The 25984-nt window shown below is 69.9% G+C and carries 19 protein-coding genes and 3 pseudogenes; 10 read left to right on the plus strand and 12 right to left on the minus strand.

Translation table 11 applies throughout. From position 1 onward, the window contains the following. Positions 1 to 60 precede the first annotated feature (60 nt). Positions 61 to 954 carry a GNAT family N-acetyltransferase gene (locus ABZX96_RS02075; protein ID WP_355536289.1) on the minus strand — a complete coding sequence of 298 codons (894 nt, stop codon included), beginning with the start codon at positions 952 to 954 and terminating at the stop codon, positions 61 to 63. A 975-nt stretch (positions 955 to 1929) separates the two neighbouring features. Between ABZX96_RS02075 and gyrB the strand changes: the two genes are divergently transcribed. Continuing rightward, positions 1930 to 4029, plus strand: coding sequence for a DNA topoisomerase (ATP-hydrolyzing) subunit B (gene gyrB / locus ABZX96_RS02080; protein ID WP_355536292.1), 2100 nt, complete (start codon positions 1930 to 1932; stop codon positions 4027 to 4029). Positions 4030 to 4294: 265 nt separating this feature from the next. On the opposite strand, the gene ABZX96_RS02085 is transcribed toward gyrB, so the two are convergent. The 4 genes from ABZX96_RS02085 to ABZX96_RS02100 all read right to left on the minus strand — a co-directional run bounded on the left by ABZX96_RS02085 (position 4295) and on the right by ABZX96_RS02100 (position 7405). Next, positions 4295 to 4633 carry a DUF6092 family protein gene (locus ABZX96_RS02085; protein WP_355536295.1) on the minus strand — a complete coding sequence of 113 codons (339 nt, stop codon included), beginning with the start codon at positions 4631 to 4633 and terminating at the stop codon, positions 4295 to 4297. Beyond that, on the minus strand, positions 4584 to 5168 hold the full coding sequence (locus tag ABZX96_RS02090; RefSeq protein WP_355536298.1) for a nitroreductase family protein: 585 nt from the start codon (positions 5166 to 5168) through the stop codon (positions 4584 to 4586). Before ABZX96_RS02090 ends, ABZX96_RS02085 begins: the two co-directional genes overlap by 50 nt. Before the next feature lies 1 nt (position 5169). Further along, positions 5170 to 6360 (minus strand): cytochrome P450, encoded by a 1191-nt coding sequence (locus ABZX96_RS02095; RefSeq protein ID WP_355536301.1) that lies wholly within the window; start codon positions 6358 to 6360, stop codon positions 5170 to 5172. Positions 6361 to 6523: 163 nt separating this feature from the next. Further along, entirely contained in the window at positions 6524 to 7405 is an 882-nt protein-coding gene (locus tag ABZX96_RS02100) for a tRNA-dependent cyclodipeptide synthase (protein WP_355536304.1), read from the minus strand. Between the two features lie 346 nt (positions 7406 to 7751). Between ABZX96_RS02100 and ABZX96_RS02105 the strand changes: the two genes are divergently transcribed. From ABZX96_RS02105 to ABZX96_RS02115, 3 genes are all read left to right on the plus strand, one after another. Then, positions 7752 to 8396, plus strand: coding sequence for a class I SAM-dependent methyltransferase (locus ABZX96_RS02105; RefSeq protein ID WP_355536307.1), 645 nt, complete (start codon positions 7752 to 7754; stop codon positions 8394 to 8396). A gap of 459 nt (positions 8397 to 8855) precedes the next feature. Further along, on the plus strand, positions 8856 to 10232 hold the full coding sequence (locus tag ABZX96_RS02110; RefSeq protein WP_355536310.1) for an amidohydrolase family protein: 1377 nt from the start codon (positions 8856 to 8858) through the stop codon (positions 10230 to 10232). Positions 10233 to 10589: 357 nt separating this feature from the next. Further along, positions 10590 to 11111 (plus strand): N-acetyltransferase, encoded by a 522-nt coding sequence (locus tag ABZX96_RS02115; protein WP_355536313.1) that lies wholly within the window; start codon positions 10590 to 10592, stop codon positions 11109 to 11111. Positions 11112 to 11224: 113 nt separating this feature from the next. Here ABZX96_RS02115 and ABZX96_RS02120 read toward each other — a convergent pair whose 3' ends face one another. Both ABZX96_RS02120 and ABZX96_RS02125 read right to left on the minus strand, forming a co-directional pair. Then, positions 11225 to 12415 (minus strand): serine hydrolase domain-containing protein, encoded by a 1191-nt coding sequence (locus tag ABZX96_RS02120; protein WP_355536316.1) that lies wholly within the window; start codon positions 12413 to 12415, stop codon positions 11225 to 11227. A gap of 653 nt (positions 12416 to 13068) precedes the next feature. Then, positions 13069 to 13698 (minus strand): GPP34 family phosphoprotein, encoded by a 630-nt coding sequence (locus ABZX96_RS02125; protein ID WP_355536319.1) that lies wholly within the window; start codon positions 13696 to 13698, stop codon positions 13069 to 13071. Positions 13699 to 14068: 370 nt separating this feature from the next. Here ABZX96_RS02125 and ABZX96_RS02130 point away from each other — a divergent pair, with 370 nt between their 5' ends. Beyond that, a complete protein-coding gene (locus ABZX96_RS02130; RefSeq protein WP_355536322.1) occupies positions 14069 to 14722 on the plus strand; it encodes a maleylpyruvate isomerase N-terminal domain-containing protein in 654 nt (217 codons plus the stop codon). Positions 14723 to 14979: 257 nt separating this feature from the next. Here the strand turns inward: ABZX96_RS02130 and ABZX96_RS02135 are convergent, their stop codons facing one another. Next, positions 14980 to 16284 (minus strand): epoxide hydrolase, encoded by a 1305-nt coding sequence (locus tag ABZX96_RS02135; protein ID WP_355536325.1) that lies wholly within the window; start codon positions 16282 to 16284, stop codon positions 14980 to 14982. Between the two features lie 204 nt (positions 16285 to 16488). Between ABZX96_RS02135 and ABZX96_RS02140 the strand changes: the two genes are divergently transcribed. Then, positions 16489 to 16986 carry a hypothetical protein gene (locus ABZX96_RS02140; protein ID WP_355536328.1) on the plus strand — a complete coding sequence of 166 codons (498 nt, stop codon included), beginning with the start codon at positions 16489 to 16491 and terminating at the stop codon, positions 16984 to 16986. 313 nt (positions 16987 to 17299) lie between these two features. Here the strand turns inward: ABZX96_RS02140 and ABZX96_RS02145 are convergent, their stop codons facing one another. After that, entirely contained in the window at positions 17300 to 17638 is a 339-nt protein-coding gene (locus ABZX96_RS02145) for a MerR family transcriptional regulator (RefSeq protein ID WP_355536331.1), read from the minus strand. Positions 17639 to 18553: 915 nt separating this feature from the next. Here ABZX96_RS02145 and ABZX96_RS02150 point away from each other — a divergent pair. After that, positions 18554 to 18905 (plus strand): annotated as a pseudogene (locus ABZX96_RS02150) (DUF4158 domain-containing protein); the annotation flags it as partial. A gap of 307 nt (positions 18906 to 19212) precedes the next feature. Further along, positions 19213 to 20029: pseudogene (locus ABZX96_RS02155) on the plus strand (IS5 family transposase). 1082 nt (positions 20030 to 21111) lie between these two features. Here ABZX96_RS02155 and ABZX96_RS02160 read toward each other — a convergent pair. Continuing rightward, a pseudogene (locus tag ABZX96_RS02160) lies at positions 21112 to 21389 on the minus strand (hypothetical protein); the annotation flags it as partial. Positions 21390 to 21856: 467 nt separating this feature from the next. Between ABZX96_RS02160 and ABZX96_RS02165 the strand changes: the two are divergent. Beyond that, positions 21857 to 22339 carry an RICIN domain-containing protein gene (locus ABZX96_RS02165; protein ID WP_355536334.1) on the plus strand — a complete coding sequence of 161 codons (483 nt, stop codon included), beginning with the start codon at positions 21857 to 21859 and terminating at the stop codon, positions 22337 to 22339. 80 nt (positions 22340 to 22419) lie between these two features. Beyond that, complete coding sequence (locus tag ABZX96_RS02170; protein WP_355536336.1) at positions 22420 to 22911, plus strand: WYL domain-containing protein; 492 nt, start codon at positions 22420 to 22422, stop codon at positions 22909 to 22911. Positions 22912 to 23393: 482 nt separating this feature from the next. Here ABZX96_RS02170 and ABZX96_RS02175 read toward each other — a convergent pair whose 3' ends face one another. Both ABZX96_RS02175 and ABZX96_RS02180 read right to left on the minus strand, forming a co-directional pair. Next, positions 23394 to 24611, minus strand: coding sequence for a hypothetical protein (locus ABZX96_RS02175; protein WP_355536339.1), 1218 nt, complete (start codon positions 24609 to 24611; stop codon positions 23394 to 23396). A 377-nt stretch (positions 24612 to 24988) separates the two neighbouring features. After that, positions 24989 to 25741, minus strand: coding sequence for a pentapeptide repeat-containing protein (locus tag ABZX96_RS02180; RefSeq protein ID WP_355536342.1), 753 nt, complete (start codon positions 25739 to 25741; stop codon positions 24989 to 24991). Between the last annotated feature and the right edge of the window lie 243 nt (positions 25742 to 25984).

Raw genomic sequence — 25984 nt, forward strand, 5'->3', positions numbered from 1 at the left:
GTCTGACGTCTTCGTGGCTCATCTCGACGTCCGAGGGTTGAAGGACGAGCCTCTGGCGCGTCATAAAGGACGAGCTTCCGGCGCGTCGTAGTAGTAGGAGAAGCCGTACCCGGCCCACTCGGTAACCGGGACGTATCCGATGCGCCGGTAGAGGGCGTTGCTGGTGGGGTTGGCCGGGTCCGTGAAGAGCACGACGTCCGTCGCGCCCGCGACCAGTGCGGCTCTGCTCACCTCGGCTGTCACGGCGCCCGCGTAGCCATGACCCCGGAGATGGGCCGGGGTGTAGACGGGGTCCACCCGCACCATGCCGGCGACCATCGACGTCGCGGCAGCCATGGAGACGGGAATGCCGTCCGGGGTCTCCCAGAATGTGAAGTGCCGGTCGGCGAAGCGCGAGCCGGCCCAGGAGTCGTTGTCCACGGCGGGGACTTCTCCGACCGTGTCGACGAATTCGCCGCACCAGCGGACGAGTTGCTCGTGGTCCCGCTCGCCCGCCATACGCGCCCGGCCCTCGGGGAGTGGCTCCGGTGGGACGAGTGTGCCGAGACGGTGGAGCCGGATGCGCTTGTTCAGCGTCGGGGCCGCGCCCGTGCGCCGCTGCCATGCCTCGGCGAAAGCGGTAGCGGTGTCGTGGTCCCCGCTGGCGCCGGGGACGAGGTGCCCGAGGTCGGCCAGGCGGGCGGCGAGGATGTCGGCCTGCTCGCGGGTGAGGGGGGTGAGGCTCAGGGGGCTGGTGGGGGTGCGCTGGTAGAAGGTGGCGCGGACCTCGCCCTCGCGCTCCAGTCGGCCGAGTACGGGGACTTCGGTGCCGCGCGCGTCCGCTCTGCGCGTTCGCAGCTTCTCGGTCACCGTCAGCGGCATGGTGTGCAGGGTGGGACGGGAGCGCAGGAAGTCTCCGGCTCGGGCGAGGAACTCGTCGATGTCTTCGGTGAGGTGCCAGTCGTCTGGGCGCATGCTTCATGGTTCCTGATGTGTTCGACCCCCACCCGCGACTGCGTCCGCAACGTTGCCCGGGGCGAGCCGCCCGCTCGGATTCCGCGGTGTGTCCTGCTTCACACCTGGTCGCCGATGCGTTTTCCGTTCCGGAGAAGTCACATGGGCCGGCAGTTCTCATGTCAGCAGTTAGGCAGCAGCAGACAGCAGCACAGCCTTCGAAGCAAGGTATGCCCGGGATCGCCGTGCTCCTCATGAAGCTCATGCCGAAAGCGTGGGCCGGGCTCACCAAGTTGGCCCGCACCCTGCCCTATGACATCGCGATCATGGGTGACACTCAGACACCCAGCAGGGCAAGCCGCGCGACGCGGCGGAGTGGGCGGGCGCGACGGCACCCACCAGGGTGCTGACCGGGGGAAGAGCCCGGCCGCCTTCCAGCGTGCTGCCCGTGCCCTGACCGAGGTGCTGCCCCGGGCGGACCATCGCGTTCTGCCCGGCCTCAACCACGGCGCGGTGGTCATGGCACCGAAGAAGAGCGCCCGCCCCACAGTTGGTCGACTTCCTCAGGGTGACCGACCGGGTGTCGAGCGCAGCAAGATGGCGTGGACGAAGAGGGCATCGTCCCAGTGCGGACGTCCGGTTGCCGCCCGCCCGGGGAACTGCGGAGCTCACGTTCGAGAAAGCCCCTGTAGCCCGGAACGTGAGCACACCTACAAGCCGCCGTGCGCCACTCTCCGGCGTTTTCTCGCTTGCCGGGCAGGGGGGATTGCCTGTCGGGTTGAGCGGGCGCGAGAGAGGCGTGTGGGGGTCTTCTCGCTCCAGGTTCGTGCGGGGATCTCGGTATCCTGAGGGGGTTCTTGTCGCCTCCCCGGTGATGGAGCTCGCGGGCTTTGGGGACCTGTTTCGCCTGCCCGCTTCCGTGTTCCGTTCAGCGATCCGACCGCTTCCGCGCCGTGGTGCGGTAGCGCGGTTTGCCGTGCCCGAAAAGAGAGCGTTTTGACTACTTCCGGCACTCACGCCGCCCCCGACATCTTCGACGCGGGGCAGAACGGCCCTGAGGGCCCCGCGGGCCCCGCGGACGCCGCCGGCTCTCCCGGCTTACCCGGCTCTCCCGGCTCCGCCGCGTACGACGCCCACGCGATCACCGTCCTGGACGGGCTCGACGCCGTCCGCAAGCGGCCCGGTATGTACATCGGCTCCACGGGGGAGCGGGGGCTGCACCACCTGGTGCAGGAGATCGTGGACAACTCCGTCGACGAGGCGCTGGCCGGGGTGGCCGACCGGATCGACGTGACGATCCTGGCCGACGGCGGTGTGCGGGTGGTCGACAACGGGCGCGGCATCCCGGTGGGAACGCACCCGGTGGAGAAGAGACCGGCCGTCGAGGTGGTGCTGACGGTGCTGCACGCGGGCGGCAAGTTCGGGGGTGGCGGGTACGCCGTCTCCGGTGGTCTGCACGGTGTGGGCCTGTCGGTGGTCAACGCCCTGTCGACGCGGCTGTCGGCGGAGATCTGGACCGATGGCCACCGCTGGACCCAGGACTACAAGGACGGGGCGCCGACCGCGCCACTGGCCCGCCACGAGGCCACCTCGCGGACGGGCACGTCCCTGACGTTCTGGGCGGACGGTGGCATCTTCGAGACCACCGAGTACTCCTTCGAGACGCTGGCCCGGCGGTTCCAGGAGGTGGCCTTCCTCAACCGGGGGTTGACCCTGACGCTGACCGACGAGCGTGCGTCGGCCCGCGCGACGGCCGCGGCCGACGAGGCGGGGCCGGACGCCGCCGGGGAGCAGGCCGCGAAGACGGTCTCCTACCGTTACGACGGCGGTATCACCGACTTCGTCGCCTACCTCAACACCCGCAAGGGGGAGCCGGTCCACCCCTCCGTCGTCTCCATCGCCGCCGAGGACACCGAGCGGTTGCTGTCGGTGGAGGTCGCGATGCAGTGGAACAGCCAGTTCGCAGACAGTGTCTACTCCTACGCCAACACCATCCACACCCACGAGGGCGGCACCCACGAGGAGGGCTTCCGTACGGCGCTGACCACGGTCGTCAACCGGTACGCGCGCGAGAAGAAGCTGTTGCGCGAGAAGGAGGGCAACCTCACGGGCGAGGACATCCGCGAGGGCCTGACGGCGATCGTCTCCGTCAAGCTGGGCGAGCCGCAGTTCGAGGGCCAGACCAAGACCAAGCTGGGCAACACCGAGGCGCGGACGTTCGTGCAGAGGGTCGTGCACGAGCACCTGACGGACTGGTTCGACAGCAACCCCAGCGAGGCGGCCGACATCGTCCGCAAGGCGACCCAGGCGGCCACCGCCCGGCTGGCGGCCCGCAGGGCACGTGAACTGACCCGCCGCAAGGGCCTGCTGGAGACGGCGGCCCTGCCGGGCAAGCTGTCCGACTGCCAGTCCGACGACCCGGCGAAGAGCGAGATCTTCATCGTCGAGGGCGACTCGGCGGGCGGCTCGGCCAAGTCCGGCCGCGACCCGCGGTGCCAGGCGATCCTGCCCATCCGCGGCAAGATCCTCAACGTCGAGAAGGCCCGCATCGACAAGATTCTGCACAACCAGGAGATCCAGGCGATGGTCTCCGCGTTCGGCACCGGCGTCCACGAGGACTTCGACATCGCCAAGCTCCGCTACCACAAGATCATCCTGATGGCGGACGCCGACGTCGACGGCCAGCACATCAACACCCTGCTGCTGACCTTCCTCTTCCGCTTCCTGCGCCCCCTGATCGAACACGGCCACGTCTACCTCTCCCGCCCCCCGCTCTACAAGATCAAGTGGGGTCGGGACCACGTGGAGTACGCCTATTCCGACCGCGAACGCGAACAGTTGCTGGCTCGCGGCCGGCAGGACGGCCGCCGGGTCAGAGATGACTCCGTCCAGCGGTTCAAGGGCCTGGGCGAGATGAACGCCGAGGAACTGCGCGTGACGACGATGGACGTCGACCACCGCGTGCTCGGCCAGGTCACCCTCGATGACGCGGCCGTGGCCGACGCCCTGTTCTCCGTCCTGATGGGCGAGGACGTTGAAGCCCGCCGCCACTTCATCCAGCGCAACGCCAAGGACGTCCGCTTCCTCGACATCTGATCGCCGGGTCTCGGCCGTTCGGCCGTTCGGCAGCCCAGGCCACGCCCGCGCGGCCTGGGCTGCGGCTCCTGCTTTCCCGAGGGGCACGAGAGGCGATGCACCTACACAAGGCGCCGCAAGCCACCAGGCCGCAAGCCACCAGGCCGTAAGCCGCCAGCCCGGGAACCACATCCCGCGCAATCCGGGAACCACACCCCGTGCAAGCCACCCCGAGCAAGAGGCTCGCGCACGACAGCCCAACCAAGCCGACCACGGCCAATGGGCGTCAGGAGGTTGATTGAGGACGACTCATCCGCCGGGCCACGATCACGTCCAACACCTGCTCGGTCGTCGTCTGGAGCAGGGTCGGCAGGTCCACGTCGGCCATGGAGCCGCACATCGCGCGTTCCAACTGCTCGCGGACCCGCAGCACGGCCGGATCCGGGTCCCCGTAGGCGTCGAGCAGTTCCAGGGCGCGGCGGGCGCCGTCGGCGCAGCGGGCCGCGCCGTAGGACGGGGGCTCGCTCAGCAGGCCCTGGCCGCTGCTGAGGAGGAAGGCGGCCAGCAGGACGATGTCATCGGTGAGGTCCGGGGGTGTTCTCGGCGGGGGGTGCCCAGGTGTCATGGCGGATCACCTCGTCGCGGTCGCGTCGGGGGGAGGGGCGTACCGGGTCCGCCGGGTGGCCGACCGGTACGAGGAAGACGGGTTCGAGGTGGTGCGGCAGCGCCAGCAGGCGCCGTACGGCGGTGCCGGAGAAGCTGCTGACGGGGCAGCCGCCCAGGCCGGTCGCGTGCGCGGCCAGGAGCAGGTTCTGTACGGCCATGGCCACGCACAGCAGTCCGACCTCCTGGGGGCCGCTGCCCTCGCGGACGGCGCGGTCGCGGTCGAAGCAGGCCGCCACCACGAGCGGTGGCCGGCCGATGATGCCGGGCGCGAAGGCGCGCAGGCAGCGCAGGGTGTACGGGTCTTGGACGGCCACGAAGCCCCATGCCTGCTTGTTGGCGGCCGTGGGCGCTGCCGGCATGACGCCCAGCAGTTCCTCCACCAGGGCGTCGTCCACCGGTTCGTCCGTGTACCGGCGCACCGCCGCCCGTGAACGCAGCAGGTCCAGGAACGGTGCTCTCCCTGTGGCAGGGCGTGTCGGCTGTGGCTGGGCCATGTCACCACAGGACCGGCAGGCGTTCGGGCGTGCGCTTGATCCAGCCGGAGCGCCAGTTGATCTCGTCGGCGGGGATGGCGAGCCGCAGGTCGGGCAGGCGCGCGAGCAGGGTGGTGAGCGCGGTGGCGGCGTGGGCGCGGGCCAGCGCGGTGGCCGGGCAGTAGTGGCGCCCGTCCCCGAACGCCAGGTGCGGGTTGGGTGTCCGGGTCAGGTCCAGCCGGTCGGGGTCGGGGAAGACGGCCGGGTCGTGGTTGGCGCCTTCGATGAGGACGAGGACAAGGTCGCCCGTGGCGATGGGCACACCGCCCAGTTCGGTGTCCTGGGTGGCGATGCGGGACAGGGCGTCACCGATGGACAGGTTGTAGCGCAGCAGTTCCTCCACCGCCGGTCCGATGGCCTCGGGGTGATCGCCCAGCCACCGCCGCTCCTCGCTGTCACGCAGCAACAGCACGATTGCCAACGACAGGAAGGCGGACGTGCTGACCGCTCCCGCCTCGAACAGGGTGTGCAGCGTCATGGTCAGGTACTCGTCGGTGTCCGCGTCTTCCTCGCCGCCGTGCTCGGCGCGCAGGCGGGCCAGCGTGCCGAGCAGGCCGGGCGCGTCGGTGGCGCCGGGTGCCCGCAGGCGCTTGGCCATGTAGGACATTCCTTTGTCCCAGTTGGCCTGGGCCCCTTGGAAGGGGCGGGGTGCGGTCATGATGCCGATGTCCAGGCCGCTCATCAGCCGGCGCCAGTCGTCGTCGGGCAGCCCCAGAACGGCGCACATCACGGACGCGGTGTAGGGATCGGTGAACCGGGCTTTGAGGTCGATGGGCGGTCCCTCGGCCAGCATCTCGTCGATCAGCGCGTCGGCCTTGTGGCGGAAGCCGCCCGTGGCTTTCTTGATCACGGGCGGCGACAGCGCCCGCATCACGGCGTCGCGCGCTCCCCTGTCGCTGATGCGCGCCATGTTGTTGCGGACCTGGAGGGGGAACGTGGGCGCGTACTGGTTGCGCGCGTTGGGGAGGGCGGTGGCGGACAGGCTGAAGGTCTCGTCGCGCAGGACGCGGGTGGCCAGCTCGTAGGTGGACACCAGCCATGCCGGGTCGCCGGTCAGCGTGCGCACCCGGGCGATCGGACGGTGCTCGCGCAGCCAGGCGCATTCGCCGGGAACGACGTCACCGCGCCGGGACAGGGGAAAGGCCACGTCCACGTCGGCATGAGGCGCGGTGCGCTCCTCCGGAGGAGCAGCGCTCTGGGCAACTGGGCAGGCCGCCTTCGGCCCATTCGCTTCCGGTGCCCGGCCCGTGCTCCCGGTTGCCGGGGGTGTCTCGAATGCCGGCGGCGAATGGGGTGACGAGGGTGGTCCGCTCATATCAGTCTCTTTTCTTTGATCGGTTGTCCTCATGGATTCCCGGTCCGGTGATGGGGTCGCTTTGCGGCACGGGACCGGCAGGACGGCCGCATGCGCGGGGATCGGTGTTTCCGTTTCCGGGGCGGTCGGTGTCCGATGGATCGTCCGGAGTGCCAACGGGTGTCACTTCCAGGAACGCCTGATTTGCTGCGGCCCGTAGACCGGAATTCCGCCGGACCAGTGGTCCGAGGATGGGCGTGAACTTGTGGTAACAGGAAACCGACGAGGGCACCTTGAGAATGCTCGGGGTGTCCACGAAGAAAGGCAGTTCGCCACCGAGATACTGCAGACCGGCCCGGACCCGCCCCAGCTCCGCCGCTTCCCCCGGACCGCCGCCCGCGCTCCCGGAACCGGTACCGCTCTTTGCTCCCGGGCGGCCGAGGAGGTGTCCGCGGACCATGTCGTCGCAGGCGTCCGCGAACTCCCGGTCTTCGCGCAGGGCTTGGTCGATGTCGGCTCGCAAGCGCTGGTAGACGGGGTGCTGCTGGAAGTCCGACAGCAGGTGGAAGCCGGGCCGTGGCTCGTCCGGTAGCGCCGCGTCAAGAGCCCTTTCGATCCTGCGACGCACGTCTCTGACGCGTCTGCGCGCGCGCCGGCCGGCGCTCTGGGCGTCTGCGCCCTCGGCCACCAGCACGGTGTCGATGTGCAGGTCGGCGCAGATGATGTCGACGGCGCGGAAACATTTCTGCGCCCAGTGCACCAGCTCCGTGAGCCGTTGGATGGTGAAGTAGCTGTTGTTCGTACTCACACCGAGCAGCGCGTGATCGCCGCGCTGCCGGGTGCGATCGCATCGTTCGCTGAAAGGCCGTGTGCGGAAGATGACAGCAGTGTTGGGCACACTCATGCCCGACCTCCTGACCGTCAGGAAAAGGCAAGGAAAGCGCCCGGTTCGTTTTCTGCCATGAATTCGGAGAGATCGGCTCTGGCCTGTCGGCTCGTCCCTGGCACGCCGAGCGCGTTACTCCTGAGAGGGTTCCCGGGAATGGCTCGCGTCGACCTTCATCGTGTTCGCTTCACCCGTTCGAGCGATGTGAATGTTCTGCGTGGGTTCCTTTTATCTGCAATTTCTCCGGGTTGTGCGCCCGCGCAGAAAAACTCCGTCGAGGAGCCCCTTAAAAGCCCGGCTGACGGGAAAACCATGCAGGTATGACACATCCGAGAAAGGGCGATGCCTTGTGACATACGAGGAAATGACACCCTACGGCCGGGAAGCCGCATGGGTGGCCGATCAAGTCGCCGCACGGTATGCCGAAGAGGCACCCGCCCACCAGCAATCCCAGATCGCCGCCGTCGAGCGACTGCTGACGCGCCTACCGCGCGGAGCCCGGGCACTGGACGCGGGCTGCGGCACCGGACAGCCTACCTGCGAGCAATTGTGCGCGGCCGGGCTGGACGTCACCGGGATCGACGTGTCGGAGGCGATGCTGACCATGGCGCGCGCGAACGTGCCCCGAGCCCGCTTCCTTGCGATGGACCTGCTCAGCGAGCGGACCTCCGAACTCGGCACGTTCGACGCCGTGCTCAGCTTCTTCTGCCTGATGAACCATCCCGAGCCGGTGTTCCTCTCGGCCCTGGCCCGCCTCTCCACCCTCACCCGGCCCGGCGGAACGGTCATCGTCGGCGTCGCCGAACGCCCCGGCGACGCACCCGTCCAGGGACTCCTGGGCACCTACCACCCGCCCCGGTGCACCCGCCAGGACCTGCGGCGCCGCGCCGAGCAGACCGGCTTGCTGGTCGAGGAACTCGACGCCCGGCCGGGCAACGGCCTCACGGGTACCGAGGAAACGCACCTTTTCCTGTACGCGCGCGTCCGGCATGAAGGAGAGGCCCTGTGATCACTCCTCGATGGCCAGGCAAGGCCATCGGCGCGATGCCGAACCCGGCGCGCGTGCTGCCACTGCCTGCGCGTGCTGCCACTGCCTGCGCGCGTGCCGCCACTGCCTGTCCCGCTGTTCCGGCACATCGTCGAGCGATGCCCCCGTGGCGCGTCCGGGGCAGGCCGGGCCGCTGCCCCGCAGGCCGCTGGTAGGCCGGGCGTGATCGGTGGCGAGCAGGCCGGAGCAGCGCTGCCGCGCGGCGCGGCCGGTGGTGATGGGGGCAGGACCGGCAGTCGCTCGGCGATGTCCGATGGGTGATGCCCGCCGGAAGACAGGATCCCGCAGGGCCGGTACCCACGGGCCCCCGCGTCCTTTCGGCGGGCGGGCGTTCACGCCCACGGCTGGGATATAGGCGCCGCCGACCCGAAAAGGCGATGCGCGCTCCGCTCGCCGGCCAACGCGTAATAGGAGATAGCGGTGAACGCGACGAGCCGACGCGCTGTGCTGACCGCCCTGGCCACGACCCCGTTTCTCACGAGCGGGCAACAGACCCGCGAAGCCCCCGCTCCCCGACCGTCCGTGCGGGACGTACTGATCCGGGGCGCCGCCGTCGTGCTCACCATGGACCCGACGCTCGGCCGGGGACCGCTGGGCGCGGTGCGCGACGCCGATGTCCTGCTGCGCGGCGGCCGTGTGCATGCCGTCGGGCACCGGCTCCCCCGGCCCGCCGACGCCCGGGTACTCGGGGCCGCCGGGAAACTGGTGCTGCCCGGATTCGTCGACGTGCACAACCATCTGTGGCAGTCGGGGTTCCGCGGCGGCTGCGCCGACCAGGACCTCAACGGCTGGTTCCGAAACTGTCACCACTACGTGGTCAGCAGGCTCACGCCCGCGGGCATCTACTGGCTCGTCCTGCTGTCCTGCGCCGACGTCCTGCGCTCCGGGGTGACCACGGTGGTCGACTGGGTGCCTCCCCTGCCGTACGCCGTGTACGCGCGGCACTTCGCCGCCCTGGAGCGCTCCGGGCTCCGCTTCGTCTTCGCGGTCTCACCACACGGCCGGGACGTCCGGATTCCCGCCCGGGTGCACCGCGAGCTGGTGCTCCCCACACCACGAGCCTCGCTCCACGTGGCAGGCTCCGCCGCCATGTTTCTGCTGCGGGATCTGCGAGTCGGCTACGCCACGGCCCGCGAACTGGGCGTGATGTACAACCTGCACCTGTTGGAGCACATCAGCCAACGGCAGGGCGAGCCGATCCGCGCGCTGCGCGCGGCCGGAGCCCTGGGGCCGGACGTCCTGGCCAATCACGCGATTCACCTCACCGACGCGGAGATCTCCCTCTTGGCCGAACGGGACGTGCGCGCGGCGTACTGCCCGCTCAGCAACATGCGCCTGGGCTCGGGCGTCATGCGCCTTCCGGACCTGCACCGCCACGGCATGAAGGTCGGCCTGGGACTGGACGGCGCCGCCAACGACACCTCGGACTACTTCGCGCTCATGAAGACCGCGATGGGGCTCCAGCGCGCCGTTCACCGGCGGGCCGACGTCTACCCGGGCATCACCGACGTGCTGCGCATGGCGACCCTGGGCGGCGCGCAGGCCATCGGCATGGCCGACCGGATCGGAAGCCTGACGCCCGGCAAACGCGCCGACGTCATCGTCGTGGACCCGCACACGGTGAACTTCGCCCCACGCCACGACTGGATCAGCCAGCTCGTCCTCAACGCCCAGCCCACCAACGTCACCCACGTCTTCGTCGACGGCGTCGAACTCAAGCGGGATGACCGCCTCGTGGCACTGGATACGGAGGAGATCCTCGCGAAGGCGGAGCATGCCGCCGAGAGCCTTCGCTGAGTTCGTTGCCGAGCCCTTCGCTGAGCTCGTTGCTGAGTTCTGCGTCGAGGCGACGACATTCGGCCGCCGCAGAAGGGCTCGGCGAGTAGGCACGGCACCCTCTTGGGCGAGACGCTCCAACTGGCCCGGGGTGCGTGCGCGAACGCCTCGGCAGCGGACTGCCGACCGCCCGCCCCACAGGCCGCTTACGTCCACGTGCGGGAGCCGGGGCCCGGATGGCGCGCGCTGTCGGGCCTGACCCTGGACGACCCGGGGCCGGGACCGACACGCCTTAAGGCACCGCCGACGCGGACATAGGGAGCCCTTTCCCTGTGCACCATCGGTGTGCGAGCGGCGACGATTGCCTAGCATCGACGCATGCCCGCACACGCGTTCGTCCCTGACGACTTCCCCGTCCCGCAGCGCGCGACCCTCGGACCGTTCCGTCTGGAGCCGTTGGGACCCCGGCACAACGAAGCCGATCACGCGGCCTGGTCCTCCAGCATCGAGCACATACGGGCGACGCCGGGCTTTGTGGGGCGGGGCTGGCCTCCGGTGGAGGGGATGTCGTTGGAGGCGAACCTCGCCGACCTGGAGCGGCACCGGAGCGACTTCGACACACGGGCCGGGTTCACCTACACCGTCCTCGAAGGCGGCGAGGACGGTGAGGACAGCGAGGACGGCGAGGATGGTGCCGAGGGAGCGGACGGTGACGACGGCGAGGTGATCGGCTGCGTGTATATCTATCCCTCGCGTACCCAGGAGCACGTCACCACGGTCCGCTCCTGGGTACGCGCCGACCGCGCCGAATTCGACAAGCCTCTGTACGACGCGGTGAGCGCCTGGCTGCGGACCGACTGGCCCTGGCCCCTCCCGTCGATCCATTACGCGCCCCGCTGACCGGGACCCCCGGAGGAGTGCCCGGTGACAGCGGGCGGGCCTCGGTGCCGGTCAGGAGGCCGACGGCGACATGGGATACGCCCAGACCCGCATGACGGGCTCCTGCCGGAGGGTCACTCGCACAGGGCGGTGTCCAGCAGGCGTTCGGCGTTGTGGCGGCCCTGTTGGGTGGGGCCCGGGTCGGCGCTGACGGCGATGGTGGCGGCGCGGCCGTCGTCCGTCGCGGACGGGTAGGTCGCGTAGCCGATGAAGTCGCCGTCGTGCCCCCACATCAGGCCGCCGCAGCTCATCGGCCGGCTGACCAGGCCCAGTCCGAACCGGGTGCCCTTCGGGTACCCGGCGTCGCCCGGTATCGCCATGGTCGTCCGCATCTGGGCGAGCTGCGTGGGCTTGAGCAGCTTGCCGCCGAGCAGGGCGCCGAAGAAACGGTTCAGGTCGCTCGGGGTGGTGATCAGGGCGCCGGCGGCCCAGGCCGCGGACGGGTCCATCTCGGTGACGTCCAGCAGCGGCGCGCCGGGCTTCAACGAGACGTAGCCGCGCGGGTGGGCGCCCCGTATGGTCTGGTCGCCCACGGCCGGGAAGTAGGTGTGCCGCAGCCCGACGCGGTCGAGCACCCGGTGGGTGATCTGCTCGCTCACCGGACGCCCGGTGACCTGCTCGATGAGCAGCCCGGCCACCACGTAGTCGGTGTTGCTGTACCGCCGGGCCGTGCCGGGCGGGAACTCCGCCTTGTGCCGGAGCGCGAGGTCGAGCAGCGTACGGGGCTGGTAGTAGCGGTGGCGGTTGCTGACGAGGTCGTCCAGGTACTGGGTGTAGTCCGGCAGCCCGCTGGTGTGCTGGAGCAACTGGCGCACCGTGATGCGACGGCCGTCGATGCCGTCGCCGCGCAGCAGCCCCGGCAGGTAGGTCTCGACCGGGGCGTCCAGCCCGACCTTGCCCTCGCCGACGAGTTGCAGGACGACGGTGGCGGTGAAGGACTTGGTGACGCTCGCGGCCCGCACCCGCCCGTCGACCGGCGCCTTCGCCCCGGTCCGCAGGTCGGCGACGCCCGCGGCGGAATTGCGGACGCGCCCGTCGCGGCCGGTGACGGCGGCCAGCGCGGCCGGGTAGCCGTCCTCGTGCACCAGCCGCTCCAGCCCGCGCTGCACCGGACCGGCGGCGGCCCGGGTCTGCGTGGCGGACGCGGGCAGCGTGCCCGCCAGGGCCAGGGTGGCGGCGGCCAACGAGGCCGCCGCCGTGATCCGACGACGGTGAGACCGGCGGTGGGAGCGACGGTGAGACCGACGGTGAGAGCGCTTCGACATGATGAACCCCTCCTCGTGTACGCGGCTGTGGCAGCAGGGGATCCAGCCTGCTGGCGCGCGGCTCGGTACACCATCCGGGCAGCCGCAGGAGGCCAACTGGGGCTGCCCTCATGCCAGTTGAACCGCGAGCCGCGTTGGTCGCGGAGCTTGCGACGCACTGCGCTGCCGGGCCGCCGTGCCGCCGCGCCGCGTGGCGTGGTAGTGGACCCGTGCACGTAAGAGGCAGGCTCGGCTTGCGTAAGAGGCGAGCTCAGTGCGTCGCGAGGTTCGCCTCGATGAGGGCGACGGTCGCCTTCGGTGCTGCGATCACCTGGATGACGAGACGCGCATGGTGTTCGTCGGCGAGCTCGATCACCACGGCCTTGGTGTGGTGGCAGGTGGCAGGTGACAGGTGGCATCGGGTGGCATCTCGACGCTCTTCGACGCCTCGGCACTTCGGCGCTTCGACCGGTGGCATGACCTGCTGCGACGGAGAAGAAGACCGCCGAACGTCCCGGGAGCGTCACTGGCGGAGGCGGTCCCCGCTCCGGTCGCTCCGCTGGTGCGGTCTGATTGCCCCGAGATATGCCCTCGCGTTCACGACCGACCGACAGACCAACCGACGCACCGACCACGGGACGGCTACGAATGCGACGGGAGCGGGCATATCGCCGTCAGCCACCGCGCCAAATGTTGTCGAACGCGGCTTCTTCGACGGCTCGCCGTTGCCGAACGGCTTCCAGTTCCAGCAGTGCGTCGTTGACGGCGGCCAGCACCGTCGCCACCCCGTCGTCATCCACGTTCGGAGACTCGTCCCCGCTTGGAGGCTCATGCTCGTCCGTCCGCTCCTCGTGGATGCCGACGGACGACGCGAGGGCGGCGAGGACGGGCTCACCCGATGCCCGGCGGTCCGCCGCCCGGCGGCGATCGGGCGAATCGGCGAGGGCGAAGGGACCGGCACCGGAGAGCTTCAAGCGGCGGCGCCGACGGACGAGTTGCCCTTCGCTCTCCAGCGCGGCCAGATAGGCGGAGGACAGCCCTCGTCCCCTGCGCCACAGCCAATCCTCCACCGACTCGTACGGCACTCGTCGCACGACCGACGACGCGGCCTCGTCCAGCAGGCGGTCTCCGGGGGCGGGCCGGGAGCCGGGCACGATGTGATCACCGTCCAGAGCGATGGCCTGGGCGGACAGGAGGTCGATCAGCTCGGCTCCGGCCAGTGCGAGGGACAGCTCGCCTTGCTCCAGCGGGCGACTGGGCGCCACGTCCAGGGCCGTGATCAGCAGGTCCCGTGGTGTGCTCATGGGCGGCTCCGCTTCGGGGCGTCGGCGGGTGAGGACTCGCTGGTCCGTCCAGATTACGGCGCGTCCGGTGGGGCCGGCCTGGGGCGGGCGCCGACTTGGCCCGGTTCGTCTCTCGGGGAGGGGTGCCGCGTTCGCCGGAGGAGTCTTGGTCTGACGTGTGCCGGGTCGAGGAGCGGGTCCGCCGGGGGGAGTCCGAGTTCGACCGGGGATCCCGAGAGCCGCCGGGGAGCCTGCGTCCGACCGGGGGAGACCGAGATCCGCAGGGAGCCTGCGTTCGGCAGGGGAGCCCGAGATCCGCCGGATGAGGCCCACGTTCGGGTGCCGGTCGAATTCGGTCGCAGTAAGAGCCGGGCGTTGCTAGCTTGCGGCCGTGGACCTCTTTTCGCACTCTTGGACGGCGCTGCGCACGGCGGTGGCCGAACTTCCGGACGAGGATTTCGCGCGGCCGTCCGGCTGCGCCGGGTGGCTCGTGCGGGACCTGGTGTGCCACCTGATCATCGACGCTCAGGACGTCCTGATCACCCTCGTCACCCCCACCGAAGCGGAACCGAACCGGGACGCGGTGACCTACTGGGACATCGTCGAGCCCCCGACCGGTGACGATCCGCTCGACGCGCTGATCGTTCGGCTGGCCGCCGCGTACGAACAGCCGTGGCTGCTCAAGTTCCACTTGGACGATGTCGGATCGGCAGCCGGTCGCGCCGCCGAACTCGCGGATCCCGAGGTCCGGGTCAGCACCCGCGACGTGGTGCTCACCACGGGTGACTACCTCTCCGCGTACGTCCTGGAATGGACGCTGCACCACCTCGACCTGATCGCGTACCTCACAGACGCGGCGGAACCGCCCGCCGAAGCGCTCGCCCGGTCGCGCGAGATGCTGGAGGAGATCGCGGGGGCGGCGTTCCCGCCGTCGTTCTCGGACCGGGACGCGCTGTTGATCGGCACCGGACGGCGTGCCCCGGACGGATCGCAGAGGGCCGCACTGGGAGAGCTGGCTGGGAGACTCCCGCTGGCCATCGGCTGATCGGTCCGTTGGCGCGGCAACGAGTACCCGTCTGCGGTCGGCCTCCTCCATCGGCGAGCCCGAGTGGCGGCCGGACAGCCGCGCCCGGCACCCGGCTCCCGGCCCCCGCCTCCAGCCCCGGCGTCAGCGGACGAGCCCGAGCGGCAGTCGGACAGCCCCACCCGGCACCAGCCCCGGCGTCAGCGGACGAGCCCGAGTGGCGGCCGGACAGCCGCGCCCGGCACTCGGCTCCCGGCCCCCGGCCCCCAGCCCCGGCGTCAGCGGACCTTCCCGAAGAAGACCCGCAGGTCGGCCGCGAAGGCGTCCGGCAATTCCATCGCCACGAAGTGGTGCCCGGCCGGGTTGTCCAGCGGCCAGTGGACGATGGTGTTGTCCCGCTCGGCGAGGCGCCGGAAGCCGGGCGTCCCGCTGTAGACGCCCGTCGGCACCGCCTTCTGGCCCTCCGGCCAGCCGAAACCCGTGCTGTCGTACATGGGCCAGGACGACGTGCCGAACGTGTCGGTGAGCCAGTACAGCGTCACGTTCGTGAGGATGGCGTCCCGGTCGATCAGCTCGTCCGGAAGCGCGTCCGCGGTGGTGAACTCCTTGAACTTCTGCGTCATCCAGGCCAGGGCGGCGACCGGGGAGTCCTGCCACCCGTAGGCGAAGGTCTGCGGCGCGGCGCGCAGGAGCGCGTGGTGGTCGACGCCGTTCATCCAGTCCTGCTCCTGGAGATGTGCGTAGGCCGCGCGTTCTTCGTCCGTCATGGTCGGCACGTCCGCCTCGGTCGGGAAGCCGAGGCCGCCGATGACGTAGACGCCGACGACGTGTTCGGGGGCGGCCTTGGCCACTTCGGGGGCGATGTACGCGCCGAGGTCGCCACCCTGGACGCCGTACCGGTCGTAGCCGAGGCGGCGCATCAGCTCGGCCCACATGCCCGCCACGCGAGCGATGTTCCAGCCGGTTCCGCGCGGCGGCTCGGAGAAGCCGAAGCCGGGCACGGAGGGGATGACGACGTGGAACGCCTGGGACGGTTCGCCGCCGTGCGCCCGCGGGTCGGTCAGCCGAGGGATCAGGTCGACGAACTCCAGGAAGGAGTTCGGCCAGCCGTGGGTGAGGAGCAGCGGGAGGGCTTCGGGCTCGGCGGAGCGTATGTGCAGGAAATGGACGTCGTGGTTGTCGATCTCGGTCATGAACTGCGGGAACTCGTTCAGTTTCGCCTCCTGCCGACGCCAGTCGTAGCCCTCGCGCCAGTAGGTGAGCAGTTCCTTGAGGTAGTCGACGGGGACGCCGCGGGACCAGCCCTCCCCGGGGAGCTGCCGGGACCAGCGGGTGGCGGCCAGCCGGTTGCCGAGGTCGTCCAGGTCGGCCTGGGGGATGTCGATGCGGAAGGGGCGGATGGCGGGCTCGGTCATGGCGGTTTCGGTCCGGGGGGTCTGGGTGGTCTGGATGGTCTGGGTCATGGCGGTTCCGGTCCTGGTGGTCTGGGACTTGGCTGTTTCGGCCCTGGTGGTCTCGGACTTGGCGGTTTCGGTCGTGACGGTTTCCGACTTCGCGGTTCCCGGCATCCTGGCTTCGGTCATGGCGGATTCGTCTCCTCAGCGTTCTCCGGGTGTGGCGCTCTCGGGGTGCGGCGCTCTCCGGGTGCGGCGCGCTCGCGAGCCGTGCCCCTGCGGCTGGACCGGCTGAGGACGACGATAACGGCCGTATAGGACAGTTCCCGGCCTATATTGCGGGACATCACGGGCCCATGACCGCCACTCCCGCCCGGCTGTTGGCGCTCCTGTATGTACTACCGGTCCGGGCCCGGTCTGGCCTACGGTGCCGAGCTCTTCGACACCGCCACCGGCACGTTCACGAGGGCGGGGCAGCTCAGCCCTCCCGGGAGCGACCTGTCGACCGCGATCACCAGCAAACACGTCTACTGGCTGGTGCAGGAGGACCACGACAGCGCACCGCTCGCGGTCCGCCGCGCGGACTTGGACGGGGCGAACGTGGTGGACCTCAGCCCTGGGAACGGCCCCGAGGCGCTGTGGGCCGACGGCCTGGCGGCCTCCGAGGACGCGGTGACCGTTTCCGCCCGGACAGCGGCCGATCCCGCCGACCCGAGCCCGGACAAGCTCCGGCAGTTCCCCACCGACGGCACCCGGCGCCAGGTCTCCTGCAACCCCGGCGAACAGGCCGGGGTCGCCACCCCTGGCGGCCGACAGGTGATCTGGGTCGACCACACCTCCGGGACTCCGCAACTGGTCACGCGCCCACAAACGGTGGAACGCCGCCAGTGAGCCCAGCGGCTTCGCGATGGCGGTGCCGAGTGTCTGATCCAGGCAGAGACCGCATCGCTCGGCGGCCGTGATCGGTGAGGTGAAGGATCAGGTTGCTCAGCCGGCGTCCGAACCCATCAGGTTTCGTCGGGTCCTGTCGCCGCGGATTGTGGGGGACGGCGGCTTGTCCGGGCGCGGCGCCCGTGGCCGGAGGCCGTTCCCGGTCCCAGGCGCTGGGAGGCGAGGCCGATGCGTCCCGAACCCTGCGCGTTCCGGACGGCGTGCGCGGATGGGGGCCGCGGATCTCTCGGGGGAGTTCCTGCCCCCGTCCGTCTCAGGTCGCGGTCGGCGGGTCCGGCCGTTCGGCGGCGCGGCGGTACTCGGCGTTGATCCGCCGGGCTTCTTCGAGCTGGTCTTCGAGGATGATGATGCGGCAGGCGGCCTCGATGGGAGTGCCCTGGTCGACGAGCTCACGGGCGCGGGCGGCGATGCGCAGCTGGTAACGGGAGTAGCGGCGGTGGCCGCCGGCGGAGCGGAGCGGGGTGACCAGGCGGGCTTCGCCGATGGCGCGGAGAAATCCCTGGGTGGTGCCGAGTATTTCGGCGGCCCGCCCTATGGTGTAGGCGGGGTAGTCCTCGTCGTCGAGCCGGTCGTACGAGTTGTCTGCTGTCATTGAACCTCTTTCATGGAACGCGTCGAGGGGCCCGGATGCCTACTGGCACCCGGGCCCCGAAGGAACTGCTACACCATCTGCCGGCCTTGGTCATGCGCCGGCCTTCTGTGTCCGCGGGCCCGGCCGAAAGGCTGCCAGGGCTGCGGGGATCGCGGTTGCTTGACCGGAGACCACCTCACTATCGATGTCCTGCGGTACCCGGGCCTCAGACGTGCGCCCGGGCGATCCTGATGGCGACCGCTCCTCCGTTCTTCCCTCGGTGATCAACTGCTTTGCTGCGTACTGCTGATGATGCGAACTGCTCAGCGGCCTGTGGCAGCGCCGCCTTCCGGCTGCCGGCCCGTTGCCCGTCCTGCTCTGGCGTGGAACCTGCTGCCTTGTTTCCCGGTGCGCGCGCCTGCAGCCGACGCCTTCACCGGGGTACTGCTGCGGCGGCCCCTGTTACTGCGGGCCACCCGGTGCGGCCGTCAGCCCCGTCGCCGTCCTGCACCAGCTATGGCTTCGGGACTCCACCGCCGCACCGTCCTGCGTGCTGCATGTGCGGGTCCTGCTGCCCGGCAGTTCGTCTCTGCCGGACCTTGCGGTCTCTCTGGGTTACGAGAGAAAGCATAACCCCGCCGCCACCCGATTTCTACTGCGGCCGACATAGTTTTTTGCGTGTTCGGCGGGGAGGTAATCGGCTTCGGACGGTGACGGGGTAGGCGCACCGCCCGCACCACAGGAGTAGCGGGCCGCAAGCCGGGCACACGCACCGGACAAGCCGGACCGGGCATGGGCGAGGCAGAGACGGGGGCTGGGGAACATCCGTGTCAGGTCGTCCGCTAAGGGTTCGCTGGGTGGTTTGGTGCTTTGACCTGGGGTGATTGAGCGGCGGAGCCTTCGAGGGTCGTTGTTGTCAATCTTCGGAGAGCTGTTGTGGCGGTCGAGTTCCTGACGGACGAGCAGGCGGCCCGGTACGGGTCGTTTCACGAGGTGCCCTCGCGGCGGAGCTGGAGCGGTACTGCTTCCTGGATGACGCGGACCGGGAGGCGGTGCAGGCCAAGAGGCGTGCGCACAACCGGCTCGGGTTCGCGGTCCAGCTGACGAGCGTGCGGTTCCTGGGCCGGTTCGTGCCGGACCCGCGGCAGGTGCCGGCGGAGGTGGCCGAGTACCTGGCCGGGCAGCTGGACATCGAGGACGCCTCGTGTCTGAAGCTGTACGGCGACCGGGACGGGACGGTACGGCCCGTACGCACGCCGAGGAGATGCGGGAAGCCGAGGGCTGGCGGGGCGCCGAGCGAGACGAGGAAGGCGTCCGCCGCCGGGCGGACGGTCACCGCCTTCCCGGCCGGCACTTGCACGACGGCGGGCGCCGCTCCCCCTTGCCACGGATAGCAGGACCGCTTCGCCTACGGCCCGGAGAACGTCACCGCAGGTGACGGATCAAGCTCCCCCAGATAACAGGGCGTTATCTGGGGGACGACTCCGCGGCCGTCCGACCACCGGTGTCCCGTCAGCCACCCACCAGTGCCGACGAATCCTTAGCGCACGATCTGACAGCGGTGTTCCTCGGGCCACGACGCCCGCTGGGAGTCGATCGAACCGGCGCTGAGCGCCTGGCGGGCCCGGCGGCGCCGACACGCCCCGGAGATCGGCCGCCCACCCGGACGCGACCTGCGCGAGATCATGGACGCGATCTTGTACGTGGACCGCACCGGGGGTGCGGTGGCGCTACCTGTCGCACGACTTCCCACCCTGGGGGACCTGCTACGGCTGCTTCGCCAAGTGGCAAAAGGACGGGGTATTCGCCCAGCTCACCAGAGTGCTGCGGCGGCTGTTACGGCAGCAGGAAGGGCGGGACGCGGAGCCGTCCGTATGCGTGATCGACTCTCAGGGTGTCAAGACCGCCACCAGCGTCCCGGCCTGCGGACCGGGCATCGAGGCGGGCAAGAAGATCGTGGACCGCAAGCGCAGCGTCGCGGTCGACACGGTCGGCCTCCTGCCGGCGGTGCTGGTCACCGACGCCGGCGTGCAGGGCTCCGCCGTCGGCACCCGCCTGCTCGACCGGGTCTCCGCCGCCCGCCCACGCCTGCGCAAGGTGTGGGTGGACGGCGGCTACCGCCAGCGCCTCGTCGAGCACGCCGCCATCCTGGGCATCGACATGGAAATCGTCCGCCGCGAGACCGCCACCAGGGGGTTTGTCCCGCTGCCCCGCCGGTGGTGCGTCGAGCGGACGCTGGGGTGGCCGATGTTCCACCGCCGCCTGGCCCGCGACTGCGAAACCCACCCGCACCGCTCCGAAGCCATGATCCAGCTCGCGATGGTCGACCTCATGAGCCGCCGTCTCACCGGCGAGACCACCGTCTCCTGGCGCGAGGCGGCATCACAGGATCAAATGCCAATTCCGGGATGAAACATCGGGAGAATGCGGCGGCCTCTCAGTCGATGTAGTGCCATTCCGTCTGCGTACTGCCCACAACGGCGGCAGCCCCTGCCTGCCTGTCGGCAGTGAGCCACCTGTCCGGTTTGCTCACCTTGAACTTCCCGCCGGCTTGGCTGCGCCATACCTGAGAGGAGTCACTCTTGCTGCACGTCGTGAATTTCGTGCTGTTGTTTCCCAGAGCTTGCAGACAGGTTGCCCTGTTGACCGACTTGAGGAGAATCCACCCGGTGTTGGGAGGAGCGGACAGCCTGACCGGGGTCATCCACTGATCTCTTTCACTCTTGTCGCACTTCTCCACTGTCGCGCCGCCAGCGGAACTCGCCTGCAAGCACAGGTCAGTCCCCACCAGGTTCAGCCGACTCTGGTACGCCTGCGGCGCAGAACCCGCGCGTTCAGCCGGGGATCGAGGCGGTTCCGCGCTCCCGTGGGCGGCCGGGGCAATGGAGGCCCCCACGAGGGCGGCTGCGGCGAGGGCCAGGGATGCGTGCATGGGGCATCACTCCGTCATCGGTTTGGTCGCGCGCCCGGGGCGACAGCGCGGCGGGGGCGCGTATGCAGCTTCAGTCTCAGCACCCCAACGAGCCAGGACAATCCGAGCACGCCTTTCGGGTGGCATGCGACCTGCGCGTATCCCGACGGCACGCTCACAACGCGATCCGGACGATATGTCACCCCGATGCGAACTTCGCGTGATGTGGTCCCAGGCCACAGCTTCAATTGATTTTGGGTGGTGGATCACGTCGGGTGATACGTCGGCATGTTCGGCATGTACTGTCCGATGCGGTAGGGGAATTCCTCTGTCCGCTGCTGCCCGAGTCCTTTCGTGGGCGGGAGCAGTTGGACGACCGAATCGTGCTCAACGGGATCATGTGGAAGTTCCGCACCGGAACGGCCTGGCGGCATCCGAGCGGTACGGCACCTGCCACACGCCGCAACCCGTTTTCGCCGGTAGGCCCTGGGCGGCACCTCCGAGCGGATACTCCAAGCCGCCCAGTCCCGGGCGGACGCGGCGGGGGAGACCGACTGGCTGGTGTAGGACGACTCCGCCGAGCGGACAGATACGAGACGGCCTGCGACAGGACCTCACTGTCGGAGCCCTTCTTGAACTCGATCACCACCGGGCTGCCGTTCTCGTCCAGCCCCAGCGTGTCGATCCGCCCCGGTGCCACGGACCGGTCGCGTACTCCGACGCCACGAACCGGATGCCGAGCATCTGCTCCAAACCAGCCTCGACCCGCCGCTGCAGCTCCACCTCCAGCGCCACCGTCGAACCGGGAAGCTCGACATCCCGCCCGTTCGCGTCTCGCCGGAGCGTCATCAGCTCGGCCATCAGCGTCCCCTCTTGTGATCTCTGCAAGGAGACCAATCGATCGACCGAGGGCCCGGGGTATTCCGCATCCGGGCCGACGAAGTGGGCGTTTACCCAGCCCTCCGGCGTGCCACCGTCCGTGAGGACCGGTGGTCGCCGATCTCGTGACGCAGAGCCGACGGAGTGGGGCGGACACCCGGCCCCCTTCAGCTTGACGTTTTTCGTCACCGAGCCCAGCCCCCACCCTGGCGCTCAGGTCCGTACCAGCAGCCTTCAGCGCTCGATTCATCCGGTTGCCTCGTCTGAGTGTCGTACGAGCCCTTGGACGCGCGAGCGTGGAGACGGATGTCCGAATGCCGGACAGGAAGACCGTTGCGACCAGTCGCAAACGGCCCGTCCACCTCCCCCGCAAGCCGGTTTCCCGATGCCGTGAGGAATGCCGCGCCCCCGGGGCGGTGGCCAATCAACTCAGAGGAAAGGAACGCGAAATGCGACGTTTGGTGAGCATCATGGCAGCGGTGGGGGCCCTTGCTGCCATATCGGCGCCGGCCATGGCCGAAGAGTCCGGAGCCGGGGAACTCCCTGCCGGACGCATAGTCATGATCAAGAACGTGCAGCGCGGCACGTGTGTGCTCGACGAAGGCGGCGACGGAAGGCCCGACAACCTCGTCCTGAGACCCTGCGACTCCAGCAACCCGAGTCAGAAGTTCCACCAGATCCCGGTGGGCACCCACTGGAACTTCAAAAACCTCGGCACAGGCCTGTGCATGGACAACAACAACTGGGAGGCCTACTCGAAGTACTGCAACGGCGGCGCGGCGCAACGCTGGGAGGGACGTGAGATCGTCGAGAACGTCATGATGCTGAAGACGCAGTACTCCACACGCTGCCTCGACTCCAACGGCAGCGTCCTGTTCATGCGGGAGTGCATGAACCAGCCGTGGCAACGCTGGGAGATCATCTCCGTCTGAAGGTTCCGGTTCCGGACATAACGGGCGTCCGATCAGCTCGCGGCGTCTGGTGCCCGCACAGCGAGGCGCCGTGAAATGCCGTGCCCCGACGGGCGCCCACCAAGGCCACTGCGGGCCACCGCCCTCGATGTGAGCACCCGGACAGGACCCGATGCGCTTCCTCTGCTGCTCGGTTCGTCCTGGGGCGCGGCACCGTCAGCCCGCCGGCCAGCCCTGAGCGGTGGGGCACATCGCCCACCGGCGTACGCGTCCCGCCCCGTGAACCGCCCGACTCGGACGCGGCGTCCTTCGTCGCCCGCAAGATGTACGCGCTGGCCCCCACGTACGAAGTACGGGCCACGGTCCACCTCCCCGCCGAGCAGGTGATCGCCGGGCTGAACACCCCTCCGGAACAGGTCCAGCCGATCGACGGGTCAAGCTGCCGCCTGCACGGAAGCGCGGACACCCTGGAATGGATGGCGTCTCGGCTGCTCGTGCTCGGCTGCGAGTTCGAGGTGCACGATCCGCCGGAACTGGTGGCCTACCTGCAAGCGCTCGCGGGTCGGGCGGGGCGTGCGGCGGCGGGGGCGTAGGGCGGCGATCCGGTAGCAGCGGCATGCTACGAACGTGGGCGCGTCCGCGTCCGCGTCCGCGTCGGCATCCGCACCCGCATCCGCATCCGCATCCGCATCCGCTGCGAACCGGGCATTCGTTGGGGCGAGCGGGCGGCTTCTGAACGTCGCGTGTTGTGCCCGTCAGGGGGTGAACCTGTGTCGTACCCCCTGGTCAGTGACTATCTGTGGCAGGCGGGCAAGCGGGCAAGCGGGCCGGTTCGTTCATCAGTGGGGTGGGGCGGGATGGAGTGGGGCGGGCGGGCCGGAGGCGGAATGGGTCGGCTACGGAGCGGACGTCCTGCGGAAGGGGCAGGCTGTTCGTCAACGTTGCGTCCGCGCCGCCGCACTGGTTGAGCGGACCGGTCACGGGCAGGCCCAGGACGCCCCCGGCGCTGCCGCCGGGGGCGTGGGAGACGGCCGATTGTTCGCCGATCGTGGACAGGGCAGGGCAGGTCAGTCGGTCACTCGCAGGTGCCGGCCGGCTGTGTGCGCGTCACGAGGTCGGTCGAGCCGGTGGTCGTGTCGATCCACACCACCTGTTGGCCGCCCGCGGAGGCGGGAAAGAGCTGGTCGCCGCTGTTGCAGGAGACCCGCTCCCGGCGCGTGCCGTCCGGCGAGAACTGCCACAACTTGGCCGCGGTCTCGGGGCCCGTGCCGCCGTCGGCGGTCCGGGCGGCGACGGTCACCGCGTCCTCCGAGACGGTCATGCGGTCAAGGAGCAGCGCGTCCTTGCCCGAGCCCGGGTCGATGACGATGGGGTCCGAACCGTCCAGGTTCGCCCGGTGCAGCACCTTCGGCCCGGCTCCTCCGTCCTTCGCCTCCAGCCAGTAGACGTACTGGGAGGTGAGGGCGGACGACCCGGGGAACATCGCGCCGGACACCACGGTGCGTTGGCCCGTCGCGACCTCCAGGACCGCGATCCGGCAGGTGGTGCCGGTGTCGGCCTTGTACTGGCAGTCGTTGAACGCGATCCTGCCGTTGCTCAGGGACGGACTGCCCGTCGACAGCCCTCGCGGGTTTCCGTTCCCGGAGGGAGGGATGCCGATCGGTCCGGTCTCCCCCATCCGCAGGTACACCGCGCGCGTGGTGCGGCTCTTGTAGCCGACGTCCGTGTAGGTCACGGTCTTTCCCTCGACGCCCAGCGAGGTGAAAGCACAGCCGATGCCCTGGCTGGAGACCAGCTCCTGTACCGGCCCGCCGTCGAGTGGCCGCGCCAGGAGGTAGCACCACCTGCCCTGGTAGGCCGACCACACCACGGTCTTCCCGTCGGTGACCGGATGCACGTGGTCGCGTCCGTCGTCGGGACTGATCCGCTGCTTCTCGCCGGTGCCGTCCAGGCGCCCGGCCCACACCGTGTCCGGCCGCGAGCCGTCCTGGGCGGCCACCGACACGGTCCACCAGCCGCCTCCCGCGCCGGGCGCGCCGTCTCCGCCGGTCGTATGGGTCCCGGTCAGCAGCACGTCGGCGTCCCCACCGGCGGTCTGCTCCCGGCCGGACACGGTGCCGTGCCCGGTGGAGGCCCGCTCCACGCCGCCGGGTGGCGCCGCGGCAGCCGCCGCCCCGGCAGGAACCGCCGAAACGAGGAATGCGGCGACGCCGAACAGCGCCGCCGCGCCCCTTATCCCGCCCCGCGCGGTGAACGTTCTCCGTCTGGCCGTATGAACCTTGGGTCTTGGCACAGCCACGCCCTCCCTGTGAGATGCCGTACGGCAGCACACATGCAATCGGCACATGCCCTTCGTGGCAAAGGAGAGGCCGTGTCCGTAGGCGCTTTCCGGCCTGGCGCCGAGCACGCCGGGACCACCTGCTCCGTTCTCTTGCTCGTCTCTTGCTCGCGGGGTATCCGGTCGTGCATCGCCTTGAACGCCACCTCCGGAGAACAGGGCGGCGTTCCCGCCGCGTTCCCCCGCACTGGCGGAGTTGCTCCAGAGCACCGCCGAAGTCAGTGACGAACTCGGTGCCGAGCCTGGTGCCGACTCCGGTGCCAATCCCGGCGACGAGTTCAGCCGGCGAACGCTCAGCCGACGAACTCAACCGGCGATGTCAGCCGGCGATGTCAGCCGACGCCCCGGGCGATCGTCTCGGCCACCTGAAGACCGAGCGCGGAGCAGACATCCGCGGCCTGCTCCGGCGAGATGATCGCGCCGCGCAGTAGGGGGATCACGCGCTCGGTGATCTCGCCGAGGTCGGCGCCGCGAAGGTCCGCCCCGGACAGGCGGGTGTCCTGGAAGTGGACTTCCCGCAGACGGCAGTCCTCGAAGACCGCGTCTCTCAGGTCGGTACGGGCCAGGTTCGCCTCGGTCAGGTCGCAACGGCTGACGCGGATGCCGCGCAGCGCCGTACCGTGCAGGTCCACGAGCTGCATCGAGCAGCCGCTGAACGTGAGGGTGACCGCCAAGCCCTGCAACGCGGACAGGTCGGCCCCGGTCATCCGGCAACCGGTGAAGGTGACGTCGTCCAGCATGGCCCGGCTGAGGCAGGCGTTGGCCAGGTCGGTATCGGTGAACGCGGCATCGCCCAGGTCGGCCTCGCGGAAGTCGGCGGTGGCGAACGAGCCGCCGACGAAACGTGCTTCCGCCAGCACGGCCCGTGAGAGGTCTGCGCCCACGGCGGTGCAGTTCTCGAAGGTGGCCCCGGTCAGGTCGGCATCGCGCAGGTCCGCGCGGCTGATCACGCAGTCCCGCAACACCAGCCGGGACCCGCGGCGAGCCAGCGCCGTACGCAGGTCCACCCCCGTGAAGTCCAGACCGGTCAACGCGTCCTGGGTGGCGAGCGCGTCGAGTGCGTCCTGCCGTGCGGAGGCGTTCATGATGACGAATCCTTACGTCGGGCCCGCGTGGCGAAGCGGCGGGGCTGGCGGTGGTGTGGGGGCCGACCCTCGCCCCGGTGGAGCGTACCCGTGCGGGTTTACGGCGCCGCTCCGGCCACGCAAGAACGACGGCTGTCTCGGTCCGGACCGTTTTACGGCCGTAAAAACAGCCCGCCGAGTTTTACGGCCGTAAAACTCCCAGCCCCTCCCCGGCCCCCCTGCCTTCCCTCCCCGGCCCCCCTG

The sequence above is a fragment of the Streptomyces sp. NPDC003077 genome (assembly GCF_040611095.1).
Taxonomy (GTDB): domain Bacteria; phylum Actinomycetota; class Actinomycetes; order Streptomycetales; family Streptomycetaceae; genus Streptomyces.

Coding starts and splice junctions, on each gene's coding strand:
- ABZX96_RS02075 (WP_355536289.1), bottom strand. CDS start 954: ATGCGCCCAGACGACTGGCACCTCACCGAAGACATCGACGAGTTCCTC.
- ABZX96_RS02085 (WP_355536295.1), bottom strand. CDS start 4,633: ATGACACCTGGGCACCCCCCGCCGAGAACACCCCCGGACCTCACCGAT.
- ABZX96_RS02090 (WP_355536298.1), bottom strand. CDS start 5,168: ATGGCCCAGCCACAGCCGACACGCCCTGCCACAGGGAGAGCACCGTTC.
- ABZX96_RS02100 (WP_355536304.1), bottom strand. CDS start 7,405: ATGAGTGTGCCCAACACTGCTGTCATCTTCCGCACACGGCCTTTCAGC.
- ABZX96_RS02105 (WP_355536307.1), top strand. CDS start 7,752: ATGACACCCTACGGCCGGGAAGCCGCATGGGTGGCCGATCAAGTCGCC.
- ABZX96_RS02115 (WP_355536313.1), top strand. CDS start 10,590: ATGCCCGCACACGCGTTCGTCCCTGACGACTTCCCCGTCCCGCAGCGC.
- ABZX96_RS02120 (WP_355536316.1), bottom strand. CDS start 12,415: ATGTCGAAGCGCTCTCACCGTCGGTCTCACCGTCGCTCCCACCGCCGG.
- ABZX96_RS02125 (WP_355536319.1), bottom strand. CDS start 13,698: ATGAGCACACCACGGGACCTGCTGATCACGGCCCTGGACGTGGCGCCC.
- ABZX96_RS02135 (WP_355536325.1), bottom strand. CDS start 16,284: ATGACCGAAGCCAGGATGCCGGGAACCGCGAAGTCGGAAACCGTCACG.
- ABZX96_RS02140 (WP_355536328.1), top strand. CDS start 16,489: ATGTACTACCGGTCCGGGCCCGGTCTGGCCTACGGTGCCGAGCTCTTC.
- ABZX96_RS02145 (WP_355536331.1), bottom strand. CDS start 17,638: ATGACAGCAGACAACTCGTACGACCGGCTCGACGACGAGGACTACCCC.
- ABZX96_RS02165 (WP_355536334.1), top strand. CDS start 21,857: ATGCGACGTTTGGTGAGCATCATGGCAGCGGTGGGGGCCCTTGCTGCC.
- ABZX96_RS02180 (WP_355536342.1), bottom strand. CDS start 25,741: ATGAACGCCTCCGCACGGCAGGACGCACTCGACGCGCTCGCCACCCAG.